Source organism: Arthrobacter sp. KBS0703 (assembly GCF_002008315.2).
Lineage (GTDB): Bacteria > Actinomycetota > Actinomycetes > Actinomycetales > Micrococcaceae > Arthrobacter.
In genome coordinates, this window is sequence record NZ_MVDG02000001.1 from 1,334,874 (window position 1) to 1,350,564 (window position 15,691).

A 15,691-nucleotide genomic window follows, 5' to 3' on the forward strand; every position below is an offset into this window, starting at 1 on the left:
CAGTGACGGATCCCAACGAAGTAAACACAGCGACTGCACCCCAGGCCGCAAGTTCCACCCCGGCCGCCCTGGTGCTCGAAGACGGCCGCATCTTCCGCGGCACCAGCTACGGCGCCCAGGGCACCGCCCTGGGAGAGGCGGTCTTCGCCACCGGCATGACCGGCTACCAGGAGACCATCACGGACCCGTCCTACGCCCGCCAGCTGGTGGTCCAGACGGCCCCGCACATCGGCAACACCGGTGTGAACAGCGAAGACGCCGAATCCCGCCGCATCTGGGTGGCCGGCTACATCGTCCGCGACGCCGCCCGCCGCCCGTCCAACTGGCGCTCTGAGCGATCTCTTGACTCGGAACTCGTGGAGCAGGGCATCGTGGGCATCCAGGGCGTGGACACCCGGGCCATCACCCGCCACCTGCGCGAGCACAAGACCATGCGCGCCGGCATCTTCTCCGGCGAAGCCGCACAGGCCACCGAAAAGGAACTGCTGGACGTAGTGCTCGCCAGCGAGCCGATGGAAGGCGCCCGCCTGGCCGAGGAAGTCAGCATCGACGAGGCCTACGTCGTGGAACCGAAGGACCACGGCTGGGAGGGCGAGGCCCGGTTCAGCATCGCCGCGATCGACCTCGGCATCAAGGCCATGACGCCCGTCCGCTTCGCCGAGCGCGGCGTCCGCGTCCACGTGCTCCCCGCCACCGCCACCATCGAGGACGTCAGGGCGCTGAACCCGGACGGCTTCTTCATGTCCAACGGCCCCGGCGACCCCGCCACGGCCGACACCCAGGTCAAGCTCCTCCGCACCGTGCTGGACGAGAAGCTGCCCTACTTCGGCATCTGCTTCGGCAACCAGATCCTGGGCCGCGCCCTGGGCTTCGGCACGTACAAGCTCAAGTACGGCCACCGCGGCATCAACCAGCCGGTCATGGACCGCCGCACCGGGAAGGTGGAGATCACGTCGCAGAACCACGGCTTCGCCGTCGACGCCCCGCTTGACGGGCCCACCACGGCACCGGAGGAACGCTTCGGCCGGGTCGAGGTCAGCCACATCAGCCTGAACGACGACGTCGTGGAAGGGCTCGCGTGCCTCGACATCCCGGCGTTCTCGGTCCAGTACCACCCCGAAGCCGCGTCCGGCCCCCACGACGCCGCGTACCTCTTCGACCGCTTCATCGACCTGATGAACGGCACGCGGAACGGCCGTACCGCCAACCTGTCCGGAGAGCCCGTGGACGCTGCGCACCCCGCAGCCGGAACGGATGCGGACGCACAACACGAAACTGACACCAAGACTGAGGACAAGAAGTAATGCCTAAGAGAACTGACCTTAAGAGCGTCCTGGTCATCGGTTCCGGCCCGATCGTGATCGGCCAGGCGGCCGAATTCGACTACTCCGGCACCCAGGCCCTCCGCGTCCTCAAGGAGGAAGGCCTGCGCGTCATCCTCGTCAACTCCAACCCGGCCACCATCATGACGGACCCCGAGTTCGCCGACGCCACCTACATCGAGCCCATCACCCCCGAGGTGGTGGAGAAGATCATCGCCAAGGAGCGCCCGGACGCCCTGCTGCCCACCCTGGGCGGCCAGACGGCGCTGAACACCGCCATCGCCCTGGACAAGAACGGCGTGCTGGAAAAGTACAACGTGGAGCTCATCGGCGCCAACATCGCCGCGATCGAACTCGGCGAGGACCGCGAAAAGTTCAAGGGCGTCGTGGAGCGCTGCGGAGCGGAATCCGCCCGCAGCCACATCATCCACACCATGGACGAGGCACTGAAGGCGGCCGAGGACCTCGGCTACCCCATGGTGGTCCGCCCTTCCTTCACCATGGGCGGGCTGGGCTCCGGCCTCGCATACACCGAAGACGACCTGCGCCGGATCGTGGGCCAGGGCCTGCAGTACAGCCCCACCAGCGAGGTGCTGCTCGAAGAGAGCATCCTCGGCTGGAAGGAATACGAACTCGAGATGATGCGGGACAAGAACGACAACGTCGTAGTTGTCTGCTCCATCGAGAACTTCGATCCGGTCGGCGTCCACACCGGCGACTCCATCACCGTGGCTCCGGCGCTGACCCTCACGGACCGTGAATACCAGCGGCTGCGCGACATCTCCATCGCCGTCATCCGCGAAGTCGGCGTGGACACCGGCGGCTGCAACATCCAGTTCGCGATCGAGCCGGACACCGGCCGCGTGGTGGTCATCGAAATGAACCCGCGCGTGTCCCGGTCCTCGGCCCTGGCCTCCAAGGCCACCGGCTTCGCCATCGCCAAGATCGCCACCAAGCTCTCGCTCGGCTACACCCTGGACGAGATCCCCAACGACATCACCCAGAAGACACCGGCCTCCTTCGAGCCCACCCTGGACTACGTCGTGGTCAAGGTTCCGCGGTTCGCCTTCGAGAAATTCCCGGCAGCCGATCCGACGCTCACCACCACCATGAAGTCGGTGGGCGAGGCCATGGCCATGGGCCGGAACTTCACCGAAGCCCTGCAGAAGGCGCTGCGGTCCCTCGAGCAGAAGGGGTCCCAGCTGGACTTCAGCCACGTTCCGGAATGGGAAGTTGCGGAGCTGATCGAGAAGGCCAAGCGCCCCACCACGGACCGCCTGCACCAGGTCCAGCGCGCCCTGCTCGGCGGGGCCAGCCTCGAGGACCTGTACGAGGCCACCAAGATCGATCCCTGGTTCCTGGACCAGCTCCAGCTGCTGAACGAGATCTCCCGCGAGATCCGCCAGTCCGGTGCCCTGACGGTGGACATGCTCCAGCGCGCCAAGCGCCACGGCTTCTCCGACGAGCAGATCGGCGCCCTCACGCACAACTCCGAGGCCGTGGTCCGCGGTGTGCGCCAGGCCCTGGGCATCCGCCCGGTCTACAAGACCGTGGACACCTGCGCCGCCGAGTTCGCCGCCTACACCCCGTACCACTACTCGTCCTACGACGAGGAGGACGAGGTGGCCCTGCACGCCAAGCCGTCCATCCTGATCCTCGGCTCCGGGCCCAACCGCATCGGCCAGGGCATCGAGTTCGACTACTCCTGCGTGCACGCCTCCATGGCCCTGCGCAAGGCCGGCTACGAGACCGTCATGGTCAACTGCAACCCGGAGACCGTCTCCACCGACTACGACGTCTCCACCCGCCTGTACTTCGAACCGCTGACCCTGGAGGACGTCCTCGAGGTCATCGCGGCCGAGGAACGCACCGGCGGCGTGATGGGCGTGTTCGTGCAGCTCGGCGGCCAGACCCCGCTCAAGCTGGCCCAGCAGCTGGCCGACGCCGGCGTGCCCATCCTCGGCACGTCACCGGAAGCGATCGACCTCGCCGAGCACCGCGGCGCCTTTGCCCGGGTGCTGGATGAAGCCGGGCTCATCTCCCCGAAGAACGGCACCGCGGTGTCCTTCGAGGACGCCAAGAAGATCGCCGACGAGATCGGCTACCCCGTGCTCGTGCGCCCGTCCTACGTCCTGGGCGGCCGCGGCATGGAAATCGTCTACGACGAGCCCAACCTGTCCCGTTACATCGCCAACGCGACGGAAATCACGCCGGAGCACCCGGTGCTGATCGACCGGTTCCTGGAAGACGCGGTGGAGATCGACGTCGACGCCCTGTTCGACGGCAAGGACATGTACCTCGGCGGCATCATGGAGCACATCGAGGAGGCCGGCATCCACTCCGGAGACTCCGCGTGCGTCCTGCCGCCCATCACGCTGGGCAACAACGTGCTCGAGCGCGTCCGCACCGCCACCCGGGCCATCGCCGAGGGCGTGGGCGTCCGCGGCCTCATCAACATCCAGTTCGCGCTGGCCTCGGACGTCCTGTACGTGCTGGAAGCCAACCCGCGCGCCTCCCGCACCGTGCCGTTCGTCTCCAAGGCCACCGGCGTGCAGATGGCCAAGGCCGCGGCGCTGATCGGCACCGGTGTGACCGTGAACCAGCTGCGCAGCGCCTACAAGATGCTGCCGGAAACCGGCGACGGCTCCACGCTGCCGCTGGATGCGCCTGTCTCGGTCAAGGAAGCGGTCCTGCCGTTCAGCCGCTTCCGCACTCCGGAGGGCAAGGTCGTGGACTCCCTCCTCGGGCCGGAAATGCGCTCCACCGGCGAGGTCATGGGCATCGACAAGCACTTCGACACCGCCTTCGCCAAGAGCCAGGCCGCCGCGAACAATGCCCTGCCCACTGAGGGCAAGATCTTCGTCTCCGTGGCCAACCGGGACAAGCGCTCCGTGATCATGGGTGTCAAGCGCCTCTCCGACCTCGGCTTCGAGATCGTTTCTACCGGCGGCACCGCCGACGTCCTGCGCCGCAACGGCATCCAGGCCACCCCGGTGCGCAAGGTTGCCGAGGGCAGCAGCGCCGAAGGGGAGGGCACCATCGCCGACATGGTGGTGGCCGGCGAAATCGACATGGTGTTCAACACGCCCTCCGGCGGCGAGGCCCGCAGCGACGGCTACGAACTCCGCGCCGCGGCCACCTCGATCGGCATTCCGTGCATCACCACGGTGGCCGAATTCAACGCCGCCGTCCAGGCCATCGAGGCGCTCCGCACCTACGAATGGTCCGTGACCAGCCTGCAGGAGCACGCCGCGGCCCTCAAGGCTTCGCAGAAGGCAGCAGCGGAGAAGGCGGCAGTGCAGCATGCCTGAGTCGGCCTCTGTTGAACCGGCCAGCCCGGAGTCCTTCGGCTCCCGGCTGGGCCGGGCCATGGCCGACCGCGGCCCCTTGTGCGTCGGCATCGACCCGCACCCGGCGCTGCTGGACAGCTGGGGGCTGAACGACGACGCCGCGGGCCTGGAGCGGTTCTCACTCACCGTGCTGGAAGCCGTGGGATCGCTCGCTGCCGCGGTGAAGCCGCAGGTGGCGCTCTACGAGCGCCATGGCTCCGCCGGAATGGCGGCACTCGAGCGGACGCTTGCTGCCGCGGCAGAGGCGGGCGTGCTGAGCATCGCCGACGCCAAGCGCGGCGACATCGGCTCCACCATGGCTGCCTACGCCGACGCGTGGCTGAGGGACGGGTCGTCCCTGGCAGCGGATTCCGTGACGCTGAGCCCCTACCTGGGGTTCGAGTCGCTCCGGCCCGCCCTGGACCTCGCGGCAGCCCACGGCCGCGGCGTGTTTGTCCTGGCTCTCACCTCCAACCCGGAGGGCGCTTCAGTCCAGCACGTGGGCGGAAGCGATTCCGTGGCCCGCAGGATTGTCCAGGCGGCCGCCGGCGAAAACGCGCGGTATCCGGGACCGCTGGGTTCCGTCGGGCTCGTGATCGGGGCCACCGTGGGGACCGCGTTGGCGGACCTCCAGCTTGACCTGGAAGCCGTCCGCGGGCCCATCCTGGCTCCGGGCCTGGGCGCCCAGGGAGCGACCCCCGCGGACCTGCGGCGGACGTTCGGCACGGCCTACGCGCAGGTGCTGGGAACGTCCAGCCGTGACATCCTCAAGGCCGGCCCGGGGATCCGGGCTCTGGCCGACGCGGCGGCGCGCACCCTTGACGGGCTCCGCGCCGAATAGTCCATTGATTTCTCGGGCGGGCAGGGAGTAGGTTCAAGGACAAGTCCAACGCCCGCCCTTGGCCTTGGATCCGCTGGATGACCCCGGGGGAATGACCGTGAGCTTACGACCCTTGTCGCCGCAGGAACGTTCCGATGCGTTGAAGAAGGCCGCGGCGGCGAGGGCTGCCAGGGCTGCCACCAAGGAGAGACTCAAAACGGGTGACCTGTCCATCGCCGAGGTGCTGGACTCCGGGGGCACCGAAGAAGCCATCGCCCGCATGCGCGTTACCGAACTGCTCGAGGCGCTGCCGGGGATCGGAAAAGTCCGGGCAGCGGCCATCATGGACAACCTGGGCATCGCAGCCTCGCGCCGGGTGAGGGGGCTGGGCGTCCACCAGCGCCGGGCGCTGGTAGATTTTATGAACGAGAAATAGATTCATCCGAACAGAGTCATCTGAACACCGCCCAAAGGAATACGTGAGCAAGAAACCCGGACTGACAGTCCTCGCTGGTCCTACGGCTGTTGGCAAAGGCACCGTGTCCACCTATATCCGCGACAATTACCCCGACGTCTGGCTGTCCGTTTCGGCTACCACGCGTGCTCCGCGGCCCGGCGAGGTCGATGGAGTGCACTACTTCTTCAAGTCGAAAGAGGAGTTCGAGTCACTGGTGGCAGCGGGCGAATTCCTTGAATGGGCCGTGGTGCATGGGCAGAACACCTACGGCACGCTGAAGAGCACGGTAAACCAGGCAATTGCCGAAGGCCGCTCCGTCCTGCTGGAGATCGACCTGCAGGGTGCGCGCCAGGTCAAGGATGCCGTTCCGGACGCCCAGTTTGTCTTCCTGGCACCGCCCAGCTGGGACGAAATGGTCCGTCGCCTGGTGGGCCGCGGCACAGAAAGCGCCGAGGAACAGCAGCGCAGGCTGGAAACCGCTAAACTAGAACTTGCCGCTGAGCCGGAGTTCGATCACACGGTCATCAATGATGACGTTCGACGGGCAGCGGACGAGCTTGTTTCACTCATGGGGCTGATCCCGAACCCGCGTTAGGCGCCGGTTCGTGCCAGCCCGTTAGAATTTGGAGAATTCGTGTCCACGAACCTTGAAGGCATCATCAACCCGCCGATCGACGAGCTGCTGAAGGCTGCCGATTCGAAGTACGGACTGGTGATTTTCGGTGCCAAGCGTGCACGTCAGATCAACGCTTACTACGCCCAGCTGCACGAGGGCCTGTTCGAGTACGTTGGACCGCTGGTTGACACCAAGCTGAACGAGAAGTCGCTGTCCATCGCGCTGCGCGAGATCAACGAAGGCAAACTGGTCGCCACTCCGGTCGAAGCTGCAGAGTAACTTCCGCAGAGTAAACAGACTGCCTGTTGACGGAGGTCACGTGCGCATAGTCCTCGGAGTCGGGGGAGGGATTGCCGCCTACAAGGTGGCGTCGCTCCTCCGGCTTTTTACTGAAGCCGGCCACAACGTCACGGTCATCCCCACCGAAGCGGCCACCCGCTTCGTCGGTGTGGCAACCTGGGAGGCGCTCTCCGGGAACCCGGTGACCAACAGCGTCTTCGACGACGTCCACCTGGTCAACCACGTCCGGCTCGGTCACGAGGCCGACCTCATGGTCGTGGCCCCGGCGACTGCCGACCTGCTGGCCCGTGCCGCCACCGGGCAGGCCAACGACCTCCTCACCAACACGCTGCTCATGGCCAGCGGGCCCGTGCTCTTTGCCCCCGCCATGCACACCGAAATGTGGCAGCACCCCGCAACCCAGGCCAACGTGGAAACGCTGCGCAGCCGGGGTGCCACCGTGCTGGAACCCGCCAGCGGGCGCCTGACCGGCTCGGACTCCGGCCCGGGGCGCCTGCCTGAACCTGAGGCCATCTTTGAGGCGGCCATGGCGCTGGCGCGCGGCCTGCAGGAATCCGTTCCCGGTCATGGCGGCACTGAAGCCCCGCTCTTTCCGCTCACCGGCCGGACCGTGACCATCAGCGCGGGCGGCACGCGCGAGCCCCTGGACCCCGTCCGGTTCCTCGGAAACCGTTCCTCCGGAAAGCCGGGCGTCGCGCTGGCGGCCGCGGCCCGGGACGCCGGAGCGACGGTGCGGCTCGTGGCCGCGCACATGGAGGTCCCCGCTCCGGCGGGCGTCGAACTGGTGGAGGTTGAGACTGCCCTGCAGCTCCGGGAAGCCGTCCTGACGGCGGCAGCCGATTCCGACGTCGTCATCATGGCCGCCGCGGTGGCGGACTTCCGCCCCGCGGACGTCTCCGACACCAAAATCAAGAAACGGGACGACACCGCTGATCCCGTCATCACGCTGATCCGGAATCCCGACATCCTCCACGAACTCGTTGCCGTCCGCGACGCCGGGGGCAACAGCCAGCTCGTGGTCGGCTTCGCCGCCGAGACGGGGGACGCCCACGGCGACGTCCTCGGGTATGCCGCGGAGAAGCTGAAACGCAAAGGCTGCGACCTTCTGGTGGTGAACCACGTGGGCTCGGACAAGGTTTTTGGCCAGGACCACAACTCGGTGGTCATCCTTTCCCGGACCGGCTCCGAACCCCAATCGGCGTCCGGCTCCAAACAGGACGTGGCCGCCGTAGTCATCGATCGCATCAGCGCCGAGCTGAGCAAGGTCTTTCCGCGAACCTGACGGGCGTAAGGAACGTCTCCTTAGCATGGGGACATACGCTGACGCCCGTCCGTTTGCCAACCAGTAAGGTAGTTGAGTGACTTTACCGCTGCACATTCCAGAATCCCACGGGTCCGTCCCGTCCGCGCTCCGGCTTTTCACGTCCGAGTCCGTGACCGAAGGCCACCCGGACAAGATCTGTGACCAGATCAGTGACGCGATCCTGGACGCACTGCTCGCCAAGGATCCCGAATCCCGCGTCGCCGTGGAGACCATGGCCACCACCGGCCTGGTCCACGTTGCCGGCGAGGTCACCACGGACGCCTATGTCGAGATCCCGCAGATCGTCCGCGAAACCATCCTGGGCATCGGCTACGACTCGTCCGCCAACGGCTTCGACGGCGCCCGCTGCGGCGTGTCCGTATCCATCGGCCAGCAGTCGAACGACATCGCCGGCGGAGTCTTCAATTCACTGGAAGCCCGCGAAGGCCGCCAGGTGGACGACTACGACCTCCAGGGCGCCGGCGACCAAGGCCTCATGTTCGGCTACGCCAGCGACGAGACGCCGTCCTACATGCCCACCCCGATCTGGATCGCCCACCGGCTGTCCGAACGGCTCACCGAGGTGCGCAAGAGCGGCGAACTGTCGTACCTGCGTCCGGACGGCAAGACCCAGGCCACCATCGGGTACGACGGCGACCGGCCCGTTTCGGTCGAAACCATCGTGATCTCCAGCCAGCACGCCGAGGGATTCAGCCTGGACCAGCTCCGGGCCGACCTCGCTTCGCATGTGATCGACCCCGTGCTTGCCCTCGCAAACCTGGATATCTCCCGGACCGCCAACATTCTTAACCCTGCGGGCGCCTTTGTGATCGGCGGTCCGGTGGGCGACGCCGGGCTCACCGGACGCAAGATCATCGTTGACACCTACGGCGGCATGGCACGCCACGGCGGCGGCGCCTTCTCCGGCAAGGACCCGTCCAAGGTGGACCGTTCCGCGGCGTACGCCATGCGCTGGGTGGCCAAGAACGTGGTGGCGGCAGGACTGGCCAAGCGGGCCGAAATCCAGATTGCCTACGCGATCGGCCAGGCCCGTCCCGTCGGCACGTACGTGGAGACGTTCGGAACCGAAACAGTGGATCCTGCCAAGATCAGCGCCGCGATCGCCGAGATCTTCGACCTCCGGCCGCGCGCCATCATCGACGCGCTCGACCTCAAGCGCCCCATCTACGCCAAGACGGCCGCGCACGGCCACTTCGGCCGGGATGATCCCGACTTCACCTGGGAGCGCCTGGACCGCGTGGACGACCTCAAGGCTTACTTCAACGCCTAACCCGTTGCCCCGAAGGCGCCGGCAGCCAGGAATGTCATACCCCTGTGCTTGGCTGGTTGTTAATTCAGGACGGAGGTAGGCGCTATGACGGACGCTATGACTTCTGCCGGCATGCCGGATCAGCCCCTGCAGCTTTCCTTGCTGCAGGGGTTTCCCGCCAGTGCCAGGACCACTGCCGGTCCGCCGCCGGCCAGCGTCAACCCGGTGGCCCGCGTGCTGATCGAATCGTCCCTGCCCCACCTGGACCGGCCGTTCGATTACAGTGTGCCGGCCGAACTCGATGACGCAGCGCAGCCCGGGGTCCGGGTCAAGGTGAAGTTCAGCGGCCAGGAACTGAGCGGCTACATCCTCGATCGGGCCGAGCAGTCCGACGCCGGCCATGTCCTGGTGCCGCTGCATAAGGTCATCTCGCCGGTCGCCGTCCTCACGCCCGCACTCCGGGAGCTCGCCAACCGCGTTGCCGCACGCTACGCGGGCACCGTCAGCGATGTGCTCCGGGTGGCCATACCGCCCAGGGTCGTCAAGGTGGAGAAGGAAATTGCGGCCCAGGATGCGGTGCCGCAGGAAGCGCCCGTGTCCGGGACCCTGCCCGGCGCCGGATGGGCGGATTACCGGAACGGCGCCGCGTTTCTCCGGCACCTGAGTGACGGCGGCTCGCCCCGAGCGGTCCTAAGCGCCCTGCAGGGCTTCGGCCCCGACGGTTGGCCGCGGCTCCTCGCGGGCGCAGTCGCGGCCGTTCGGCAATCCGGCCGCGGAGCGGTGGTCGTCGTTCCCGACTACCGCGACCTGGACAGGGTGCAGTCCGCCCTGGAGGAGGTGCTTCCTGCCGGGGACATAGCCCGGCTCACGGCTGACGACGGCCAGACGCCCAGATACCGCAGCTACCTGAGGGTCCTCAACGGGACTGCCGGCGTCGCGGTAGGCACCCGCTCGGCCGCCTACGCGCCGGTCCGGAACCTCGGCCTCGCCGTGTGCTGGGACGACGGCGACGACCTCCACGTGGAGCAGCGCTCCCCGTATGCCCACTCCCGGGAGGTGCTCCTGCTCCGGGCGGAGCAGGAAGGCGCCGCATGCCTCCTGGCGGGGCACACCCGCAGCACGGAACTGCAGCGCCTTGTGGATGCAGGCTGGGCCATGCCCGTGGAGTCTGACCGCGCCGTGGTCCGCCGGACGGTTCCCCGGGTGCTCAACACCGCCGACAGCTTTGAAATGGAACGCGACCCCCTGGCCAGGATGGCACGCCTGCCCGGCGCTGCGTGGCGCACGGCCAAGGAAGGACTGGAACGCGGGCCTGTGCTGGTTCAGGTGGCCCGCTCCGGATATGCCCCGTCGCTGGCCTGCGAGACGTGCCGTGAGGCCGCCCGCTGCGAGTCCTGCCAGGGGCCGCTGGCCATTGCCGGTGCTTCGGGCAGTTCAGCCGTGCCGCAGTGCCGGTGGTGTTCGACGCCGGCGCCGGCCTGGCGCTGCAGCCACTGCAGCGGCACCCGGCTGCGCCGCGGTGCCACGGGCGTTCTGCGCACGGCCGAAGAGCTGGGCAGAGCCTTCCCCGGCAAGGCAGTCGTCACGTCCTCCGGGGACCATGTCAAGGCCACAGTCCCGGACGCCGGCGCACTCGTCGTGGCCACCGTGGGTGCCGAGCCGGTCGCCGCCGGCGGCTACGCCGCCGCCCTGCTGCTTGACGGCGATTCGCTGCTGCGGCGCGAAAATCTGCGGGCGGGGGAGGACGCCGTCCGGCGGTGGTTCAATGCCGCGGCCCTGGTGCGTCCGGCGACGGAAGGCGGCATTGTGGTGATCACCGCCGACGACACCGCAGCTGTGGGCGCGCTGCTCCGCTGGGACCCTGCCGGGTACGCGCAGCGCGAGTTGGGATTGCGCACCGAGCTGCAGCTTCCGCCGGCGGTAAGGGTGGCTTCCGTGACCGGAGGCCGCACCGCCGTCGGTCATTTCACGGCGTCTGTCATGAAGCTTCTGGCCGGGGAGGGCGTGGAGCTGCGCGTCGCCGGTCCTGCTCCGCTGCTTCCTGCCCCACACGTGCCGGCGGCAGGACCTGGTCAGAGCGCGGCAGGGGCGCGGGCCGGGGCCGAGGACGTCCGCACCCTCCTGTTCATCCCCTACGGGCAGGCCGGCGCTGTGACCAGGCTCCTCAGGGCAGCGAAGGCCGCCAGTGCGGCGAAGCGCAGCGATGACCCCGTGCAGCTGCGGCTCGACGGCGTGGACGTCCTCTAGGGCTTGGCGGCCCGGAGCGCCATGACTTCCGCTGCGACGTCAACGAGCTGCCGGGCGGACTCGTCCCAGCTGAACTCGTTGGCGCGTTCCACCGAGCGCCGGGACACCCCCTGCCAGTGGTGGCCGTCGCCGAGGCTGCGGACCGCTGCGGCAAAAGCGTCCGCCGACTCCGGGTGCACGTAGGTGGCGACGTCACCGCCCACTTCCCGGAAAATCGGAATGTCACTGGCGATGACCGGTGTTCCCAGCGCCATGGCCTCAACAAGGGGCAGGCCGTAGCCTTCGGCCCTCGACAGGCTGACCAGCGCCGTGGTGCGCTTGAGCAGCGCGGTGTATTCGTCGTCGGTAACGCCGTTGTGGAAGATGACGTTGGCGCCTTCGGGAATCAAGGCCTCGAGTTCTGCGCGGCGCTGCGGTGTGATCCGGCTGAGCAGGTGCAGCGTGTAGCCGGCCAGCTCAGCCATGCCGGCCAGCATGGTCTCCACGTTCTTGTACGGCATGAACGAACCCATGTAGAGCAGGGTTTTGTCGGCCCCCGCTGCGGGGTCGCGGGGCAGCTGCGCGGGCTGCGGGGCGTTGCTGACAATGCGGACAGGACGGTTGGTCAGCCGGTACTTGGCCATGAGCGCCTCCGTGGTCCGGCTGATGGTGGCCACGACATCGGCGCGGTTGAGAAGGAGCCGTTGAGGCCAGAACGCCTTGTGGTACAGGCGCCACAGGACCCGGACCGGAGCCGGCAGGAAGCCCGGCGGCTGCGGGTGCTCGTAGTAGATCAGGTCGTGCAGCGTGAGCACGAGGCCGTACTTCCGCCCCCATGTGCCCATGGTCTGCATGGGACACACCACCACGTCGGCGCCCAGTTCGTTGACCTTCCGGGCCACGAACAGTTCCGCGGGGGAGAGCGGACTGTTGATCAGTGTGTAGGGCACATCCGGAAGGAGGGCCAGCTGCCGGGGGTCGCTGATGAGCATGGAGACGTCGGCGATTTTCGAGGCCGCGGCGATGAGGCTCGCGCCGTAGCGGCTGATGCCGTCGTGGTGGTCCGTCCGGGTGAAACGGGCGTCGATGACAATTTTCACGCGGGGTGGTCCTTCAGGAAGCGGCGGATGAAAGCGGCGGCGGGCTCCGGTGTTTCGTAGTGGATCAGATGCCCGACGCCGGGAATCACGTCCAGCGTGCCGTCCGGGAGCCGGGCCGCGAGCTTGTGCTGGTCCTTCAGCAGCGCGATTTCGTCCTTTTCCCCGGCGATCAGCAGCACGGGAAGGGTGAGCTCCTCGGCCACCTCGGCCACGTTGCTGCTGACTGATGCTGTGAAGGACTCCAGCAGGCTCTCGCGGTTCGCGAACGCGCTGAAATAGGCATGGTGTTGCCCGTGAATGAAATCCAGGAGCTCCTTGTCCTTTGTTTTGGCCATTGCCATGCTCATGACGCGGACAATGAGGCGGCTGCGAAGCAGGAGCAGCCCCAAGCCCCGCGGGAGCCGGGCGGAGAGCCGGTAGTACAGCACGGCCAGCCGGGTCATGGCGCCCTTGGGACCTTCCAGGGCGGGCGCTGCAATGGGGTTGATCAGGATCAGCGGCCGGACGGCCCGCGGATGGCCGGCGACGAAGTGGGCCGCCACGATAGAGCCGAAGGAATGCCCCAGCAGCACAGTGTCAGGGCCAAGGTTCAGGGCGTCCATGAAATCGCTGATGAACTGACCGTAGCGGCGGACGCTGTGGCCGTCGTCGGTAAAGGCTGCCGAGCTGCCGAATCCGGGGAGGTCCGGCATGATTAGCCGCATCTCGGGCAGCTGGTCGGCGACCCGCAGCAGCCCGTGGTGATCGCCGCGGAAGCCGTGGATGACCAGGATGGTGCGCGTCTCCGGCGTTGTCCGCACGGGTTCGTAGGTCCAGTACGCCACGGTGGTGCCCCCGAGGTCGACGTCGGTGGCCCTGGTTCTCGCCGCAAGGTCGCCGCTGAAAAACGACGGCGTCGTGGACGGCTCGGAGTCTGCTGTCTGCATGCTGTGTGGGCCCTAGTTGACGTTGTCGGGGTGGGAGCCGGTGCGGTAGCCGCGGTCCAGGCCGGCGATGTCCGCCATGTCGAGGTCAGAGAGTTCGAAGCGGAAGATATCGAGGTTCTCCCGGATCCTGTCCGCGGAGCTGGCCTTGGGAATGGCGATGTTGCCTAGCTGCAGCTGCCAGCGGAGAATGACCTGGGCCGCCGTCACTTTGTGCTCTGCTGCGAGCGCAAGGATGACGGGATCCTCCAGGACCTGCCCGCGGCCCAGCGGGCTCCAGGCCTCAGTGAGTATTCCCAGCTCCCGGTGCTTTTCCCGCAGCTCGGCCTGCTGCAGCCAGGGATGAAGCTCGATCTGATTGACGGCAGGCACCACTTCGGCGGTCTCCAGCAGGCGGTCCAGGTGCTGCGGCAGGAAGTTCGATACCCCGATCGCCCGCACCTTTCCTTCGTGGTACAGGGTCTCAAGGGCGCGGTATGTCTCCTGGAAAAGTCCGCGCTTGGCGCACGGCCAGTGGATCATGTACATGTCAACGTACTCGAGCCCGAGGTTGACCATGGACGTATCGAAGGCGCGGAGCGTGGCGTCGTAGCCGTGGTCGTCGTTCCAGACTTTGGTGGTGATGAAGAGGTCTTCGCGCGAAGTGGGCGGCGCGGCCTCGCCTGACCCGCCCGGGGCGGCCTGAATCCCGTACAGCGAGACGATTCCGCGGGCCACGCCGGATTCGTTCCCGTACATTGCCGCCGTATCGAAGTGCCGGTATCCCGCTTCCAGGGCCGTGGCCACCAACCTGGCGGCGTCCTCAGGCGGAACCTTGTAGAGCCCAAATCCCAACTGGTCGATCAGCACGCCGTTGTTCAGGCTGAGCCGGGGTGAGGTAGTCATGGTTATGACTCTACCGATACGGCGCAGGGACGCGCGGAACTGCCCGCGGCCCCGGCGGAAGATTCGTAACCCGCTGGCCGGGCTGTCCACGGAATCACGGCGAACTCTGCCGTGCAAGACTCGGTCGCTTAGTTCGCGCCGTCGAAACTGACCAGGCGCCGGGCCGACGCCTCGTCCAGGATCAGATCCGTGGCCAGGCCCGCGGCGAGGGCGCCCCGGAGGCCGTTGATCTTGGACGCGCCGGAGACCACGCAGATCCTTCGGCGGACCTGGCGGAGCTGATCCAGCGACGGGCCGGTGGACCGCTCGTTCAGCGTGATGCCGTGCGAGGACCCGTCGCCGCGGAAAAACACGGTGGCCACATCACCCACGACGTCGGAGCTCGCGAGGATGTTCAGATCGTCCTCGTCGAGGTAACCGCCCGCGTATACGTGGCTGGGATAGTCGGCGTCGACGGAGCCGACGCCGAAGATGGCGATGCTCATGCGGGACTGCAGATCCAGGATGCGTTGCACGCTCCGTTCATTCCACATGGCCGTCTTCGTCGCCGCATGGTCGAAGAAGGCAGGAACCGGGAACTGTTCCACCCGGGCTCCGTAGGCGCTGCCGAAGCGCCGCATGATGTCGCTCGCGTACGTGATGCCCGTCGTTTGCATGTTGCCCGCCCCGTTCAGCTGCACGATCACGCTGTCGTGCGTGATCTTGCGGGTCAGGTGCCGGCTGACCGCGCTGAGGGTGGAACCCCAGGCCACGCCGATGATGGCGTTGGAGTCCACCAGCGGACCGATGGTGCGGGCGGCCTGCATGGCCACACGGTCCAGTGTTTCGGCCTCATTTAGGGTGTCCAGGACGGGTACGACGTGCACATCCACCCTGTACTGCGTCCGGATTATCCGTTCCAATTCCGGGCCGGTGTCCAGCGGACTGCGGATCTGGATCTGGACCAGGCCCGTTTCGCGGGCGGTCGAAAGTAGCCGCGAAACTGTGGACCGGGACGTCCGGAGCTCCCGTGCAATCGCGTCCATGGTGAGATCCTGCAGGTAATACAACTGTGCGGCCCGGAGGGCTTCGGAATGTCGTGGACGCGGCATGTTCGATCCGTTCTGCACGTTTGTGCATAGTGCTTGACTCCATTTTCCA

General features: G+C 67.2%; 13 protein-coding genes. 9 read left to right on the top strand and 4 right to left on the bottom strand.

What is annotated here, in order from left to right; translation table 11 throughout:
* Window positions 1-2: 2 nt before the first annotated feature.
* The 9 genes from carA (at window position 3) to B1A87_RS06375 (ending at window position 11,664) form a co-directional block, all read left to right on the top strand.
* Entirely contained in the window at window positions 3-1,304 is a 1,302-nt protein-coding gene (gene carA, locus B1A87_RS06335) for a glutamine-hydrolyzing carbamoyl-phosphate synthase small subunit (protein WP_347034362.1), read from the top strand.
* Entirely contained in the window at window positions 1,304-4,633 is a 3,330-nt protein-coding gene (gene carB / locus B1A87_RS06340) for a carbamoyl-phosphate synthase large subunit (RefSeq protein WP_078027864.1), read from the top strand. The genes carA and carB overlap by 1 nt, the downstream gene beginning before the upstream one ends.
* Entirely contained in the window at window positions 4,626-5,492 is an 867-nt protein-coding gene (pyrF, locus tag B1A87_RS06345; protein WP_078027863.1) for an orotidine-5'-phosphate decarboxylase, read from the top strand. Before carB ends, pyrF begins: the two co-directional genes overlap by 8 nt.
* Window positions 5,493-5,583: 91 nt before the next feature.
* Window positions 5,584-5,907, top strand: a complete 324-nt coding sequence (gene mihF / locus B1A87_RS06350) for an integration host factor, actinobacterial type (protein ID WP_078027862.1) — start codon at window positions 5,584-5,586, stop codon at window positions 5,905-5,907.
* 43 nt (window positions 5,908-5,950) lie between these two features.
* A complete protein-coding gene (gmk, locus tag B1A87_RS06355) occupies window positions 5,951-6,523 on the top strand; it encodes a guanylate kinase (RefSeq protein ID WP_078027861.1) in 573 nt (190 codons plus the stop codon).
* Between the two features lie 39 nt (window positions 6,524-6,562).
* The gene (gene rpoZ / locus B1A87_RS06360; RefSeq protein WP_056635274.1) at window positions 6,563-6,823 is read left to right on the top strand and encodes a DNA-directed RNA polymerase subunit omega; all 261 of its coding nucleotides are present in this window, start codon (window positions 6,563-6,565) and stop codon (window positions 6,821-6,823) included.
* A gap of 40 nt (window positions 6,824-6,863) precedes the next feature.
* Window positions 6,864-8,126 (top strand): bifunctional phosphopantothenoylcysteine decarboxylase/phosphopantothenate--cysteine ligase CoaBC, encoded by a 1,263-nt coding sequence (coaBC, locus tag B1A87_RS06365; protein WP_144275735.1) that lies wholly within the window; start codon window positions 6,864-6,866, stop codon window positions 8,124-8,126.
* A 76-nt stretch (window positions 8,127-8,202) separates the two neighbouring features.
* A complete protein-coding gene (metK, locus tag B1A87_RS06370; protein WP_078027859.1) occupies window positions 8,203-9,438 on the top strand; it encodes a methionine adenosyltransferase in 1,236 nt (411 codons plus the stop codon).
* Window positions 9,439-9,522: 84 nt separating this feature from the next.
* Entirely contained in the window at window positions 9,523-11,664 is a 2,142-nt protein-coding gene (locus B1A87_RS06375; protein WP_260680711.1) for a primosomal protein N', read from the top strand.
* Here the strand turns inward: B1A87_RS06375 and B1A87_RS06380 are convergent.
* From B1A87_RS06380 to B1A87_RS06395, 4 genes are all read right to left on the bottom strand, one after another.
* The gene (locus B1A87_RS06380; protein WP_078027858.1) at window positions 11,661-12,743 is read right to left on the bottom strand and encodes a glycosyltransferase family 1 protein; all 1,083 of its coding nucleotides are present in this window, start codon (window positions 12,741-12,743) and stop codon (window positions 11,661-11,663) included. The genes B1A87_RS06375 and B1A87_RS06380 overlap by 4 nt on opposite strands.
* Window positions 12,740-13,669 (bottom strand): alpha/beta fold hydrolase, encoded by a 930-nt coding sequence (locus B1A87_RS06385; protein ID WP_078027857.1) that lies wholly within the window; start codon window positions 13,667-13,669, stop codon window positions 12,740-12,742. The genes B1A87_RS06380 and B1A87_RS06385 overlap by 4 nt, the downstream gene beginning before the upstream one ends.
* Window positions 13,670-13,681: 12 nt before the next feature.
* Window positions 13,682-14,551 (bottom strand): aldo/keto reductase, encoded by an 870-nt coding sequence (locus B1A87_RS06390; RefSeq protein ID WP_078027856.1) that lies wholly within the window; start codon window positions 14,549-14,551, stop codon window positions 13,682-13,684.
* A 128-nt stretch (window positions 14,552-14,679) separates the two neighbouring features.
* The gene (locus B1A87_RS06395) at window positions 14,680-15,642 is read right to left on the bottom strand and encodes a sugar-binding transcriptional regulator (RefSeq protein WP_078027915.1); all 963 of its coding nucleotides are present in this window, start codon (window positions 15,640-15,642) and stop codon (window positions 14,680-14,682) included.
* Window positions 15,643-15,691: the final 49 nt, after the last annotated feature.

Coding starts and splice junctions, on each gene's coding strand:
- carB (WP_078027864.1), top strand. CDS start 1,304: ATGCCTAAGAGAACTGACCTTAAGAGCGTCCTGGTCATCGGTTCCGGC.
- pyrF (WP_078027863.1), top strand. CDS start 4,626: ATGCCTGAGTCGGCCTCTGTTGAACCGGCCAGCCCGGAGTCCTTCGGC.
- mihF (WP_078027862.1), top strand. CDS start 5,584: ATGACCGTGAGCTTACGACCCTTGTCGCCGCAGGAACGTTCCGATGCG.
- B1A87_RS06375 (WP_260680711.1), top strand. CDS start 9,523: ATGACGGACGCTATGACTTCTGCCGGCATGCCGGATCAGCCCCTGCAG.
- B1A87_RS06385 (WP_078027857.1), bottom strand. CDS start 13,669: ATGCAGACAGCAGACTCCGAGCCGTCCACGACGCCGTCGTTTTTCAGC.
- B1A87_RS06390 (WP_078027856.1), bottom strand. CDS start 14,551: ATGACTACCTCACCCCGGCTCAGCCTGAACAACGGCGTGCTGATCGAC.
- B1A87_RS06395 (WP_078027915.1), bottom strand. CDS start 15,642: ATGCCGCGTCCACGACATTCCGAAGCCCTCCGGGCCGCACAGTTGTAT.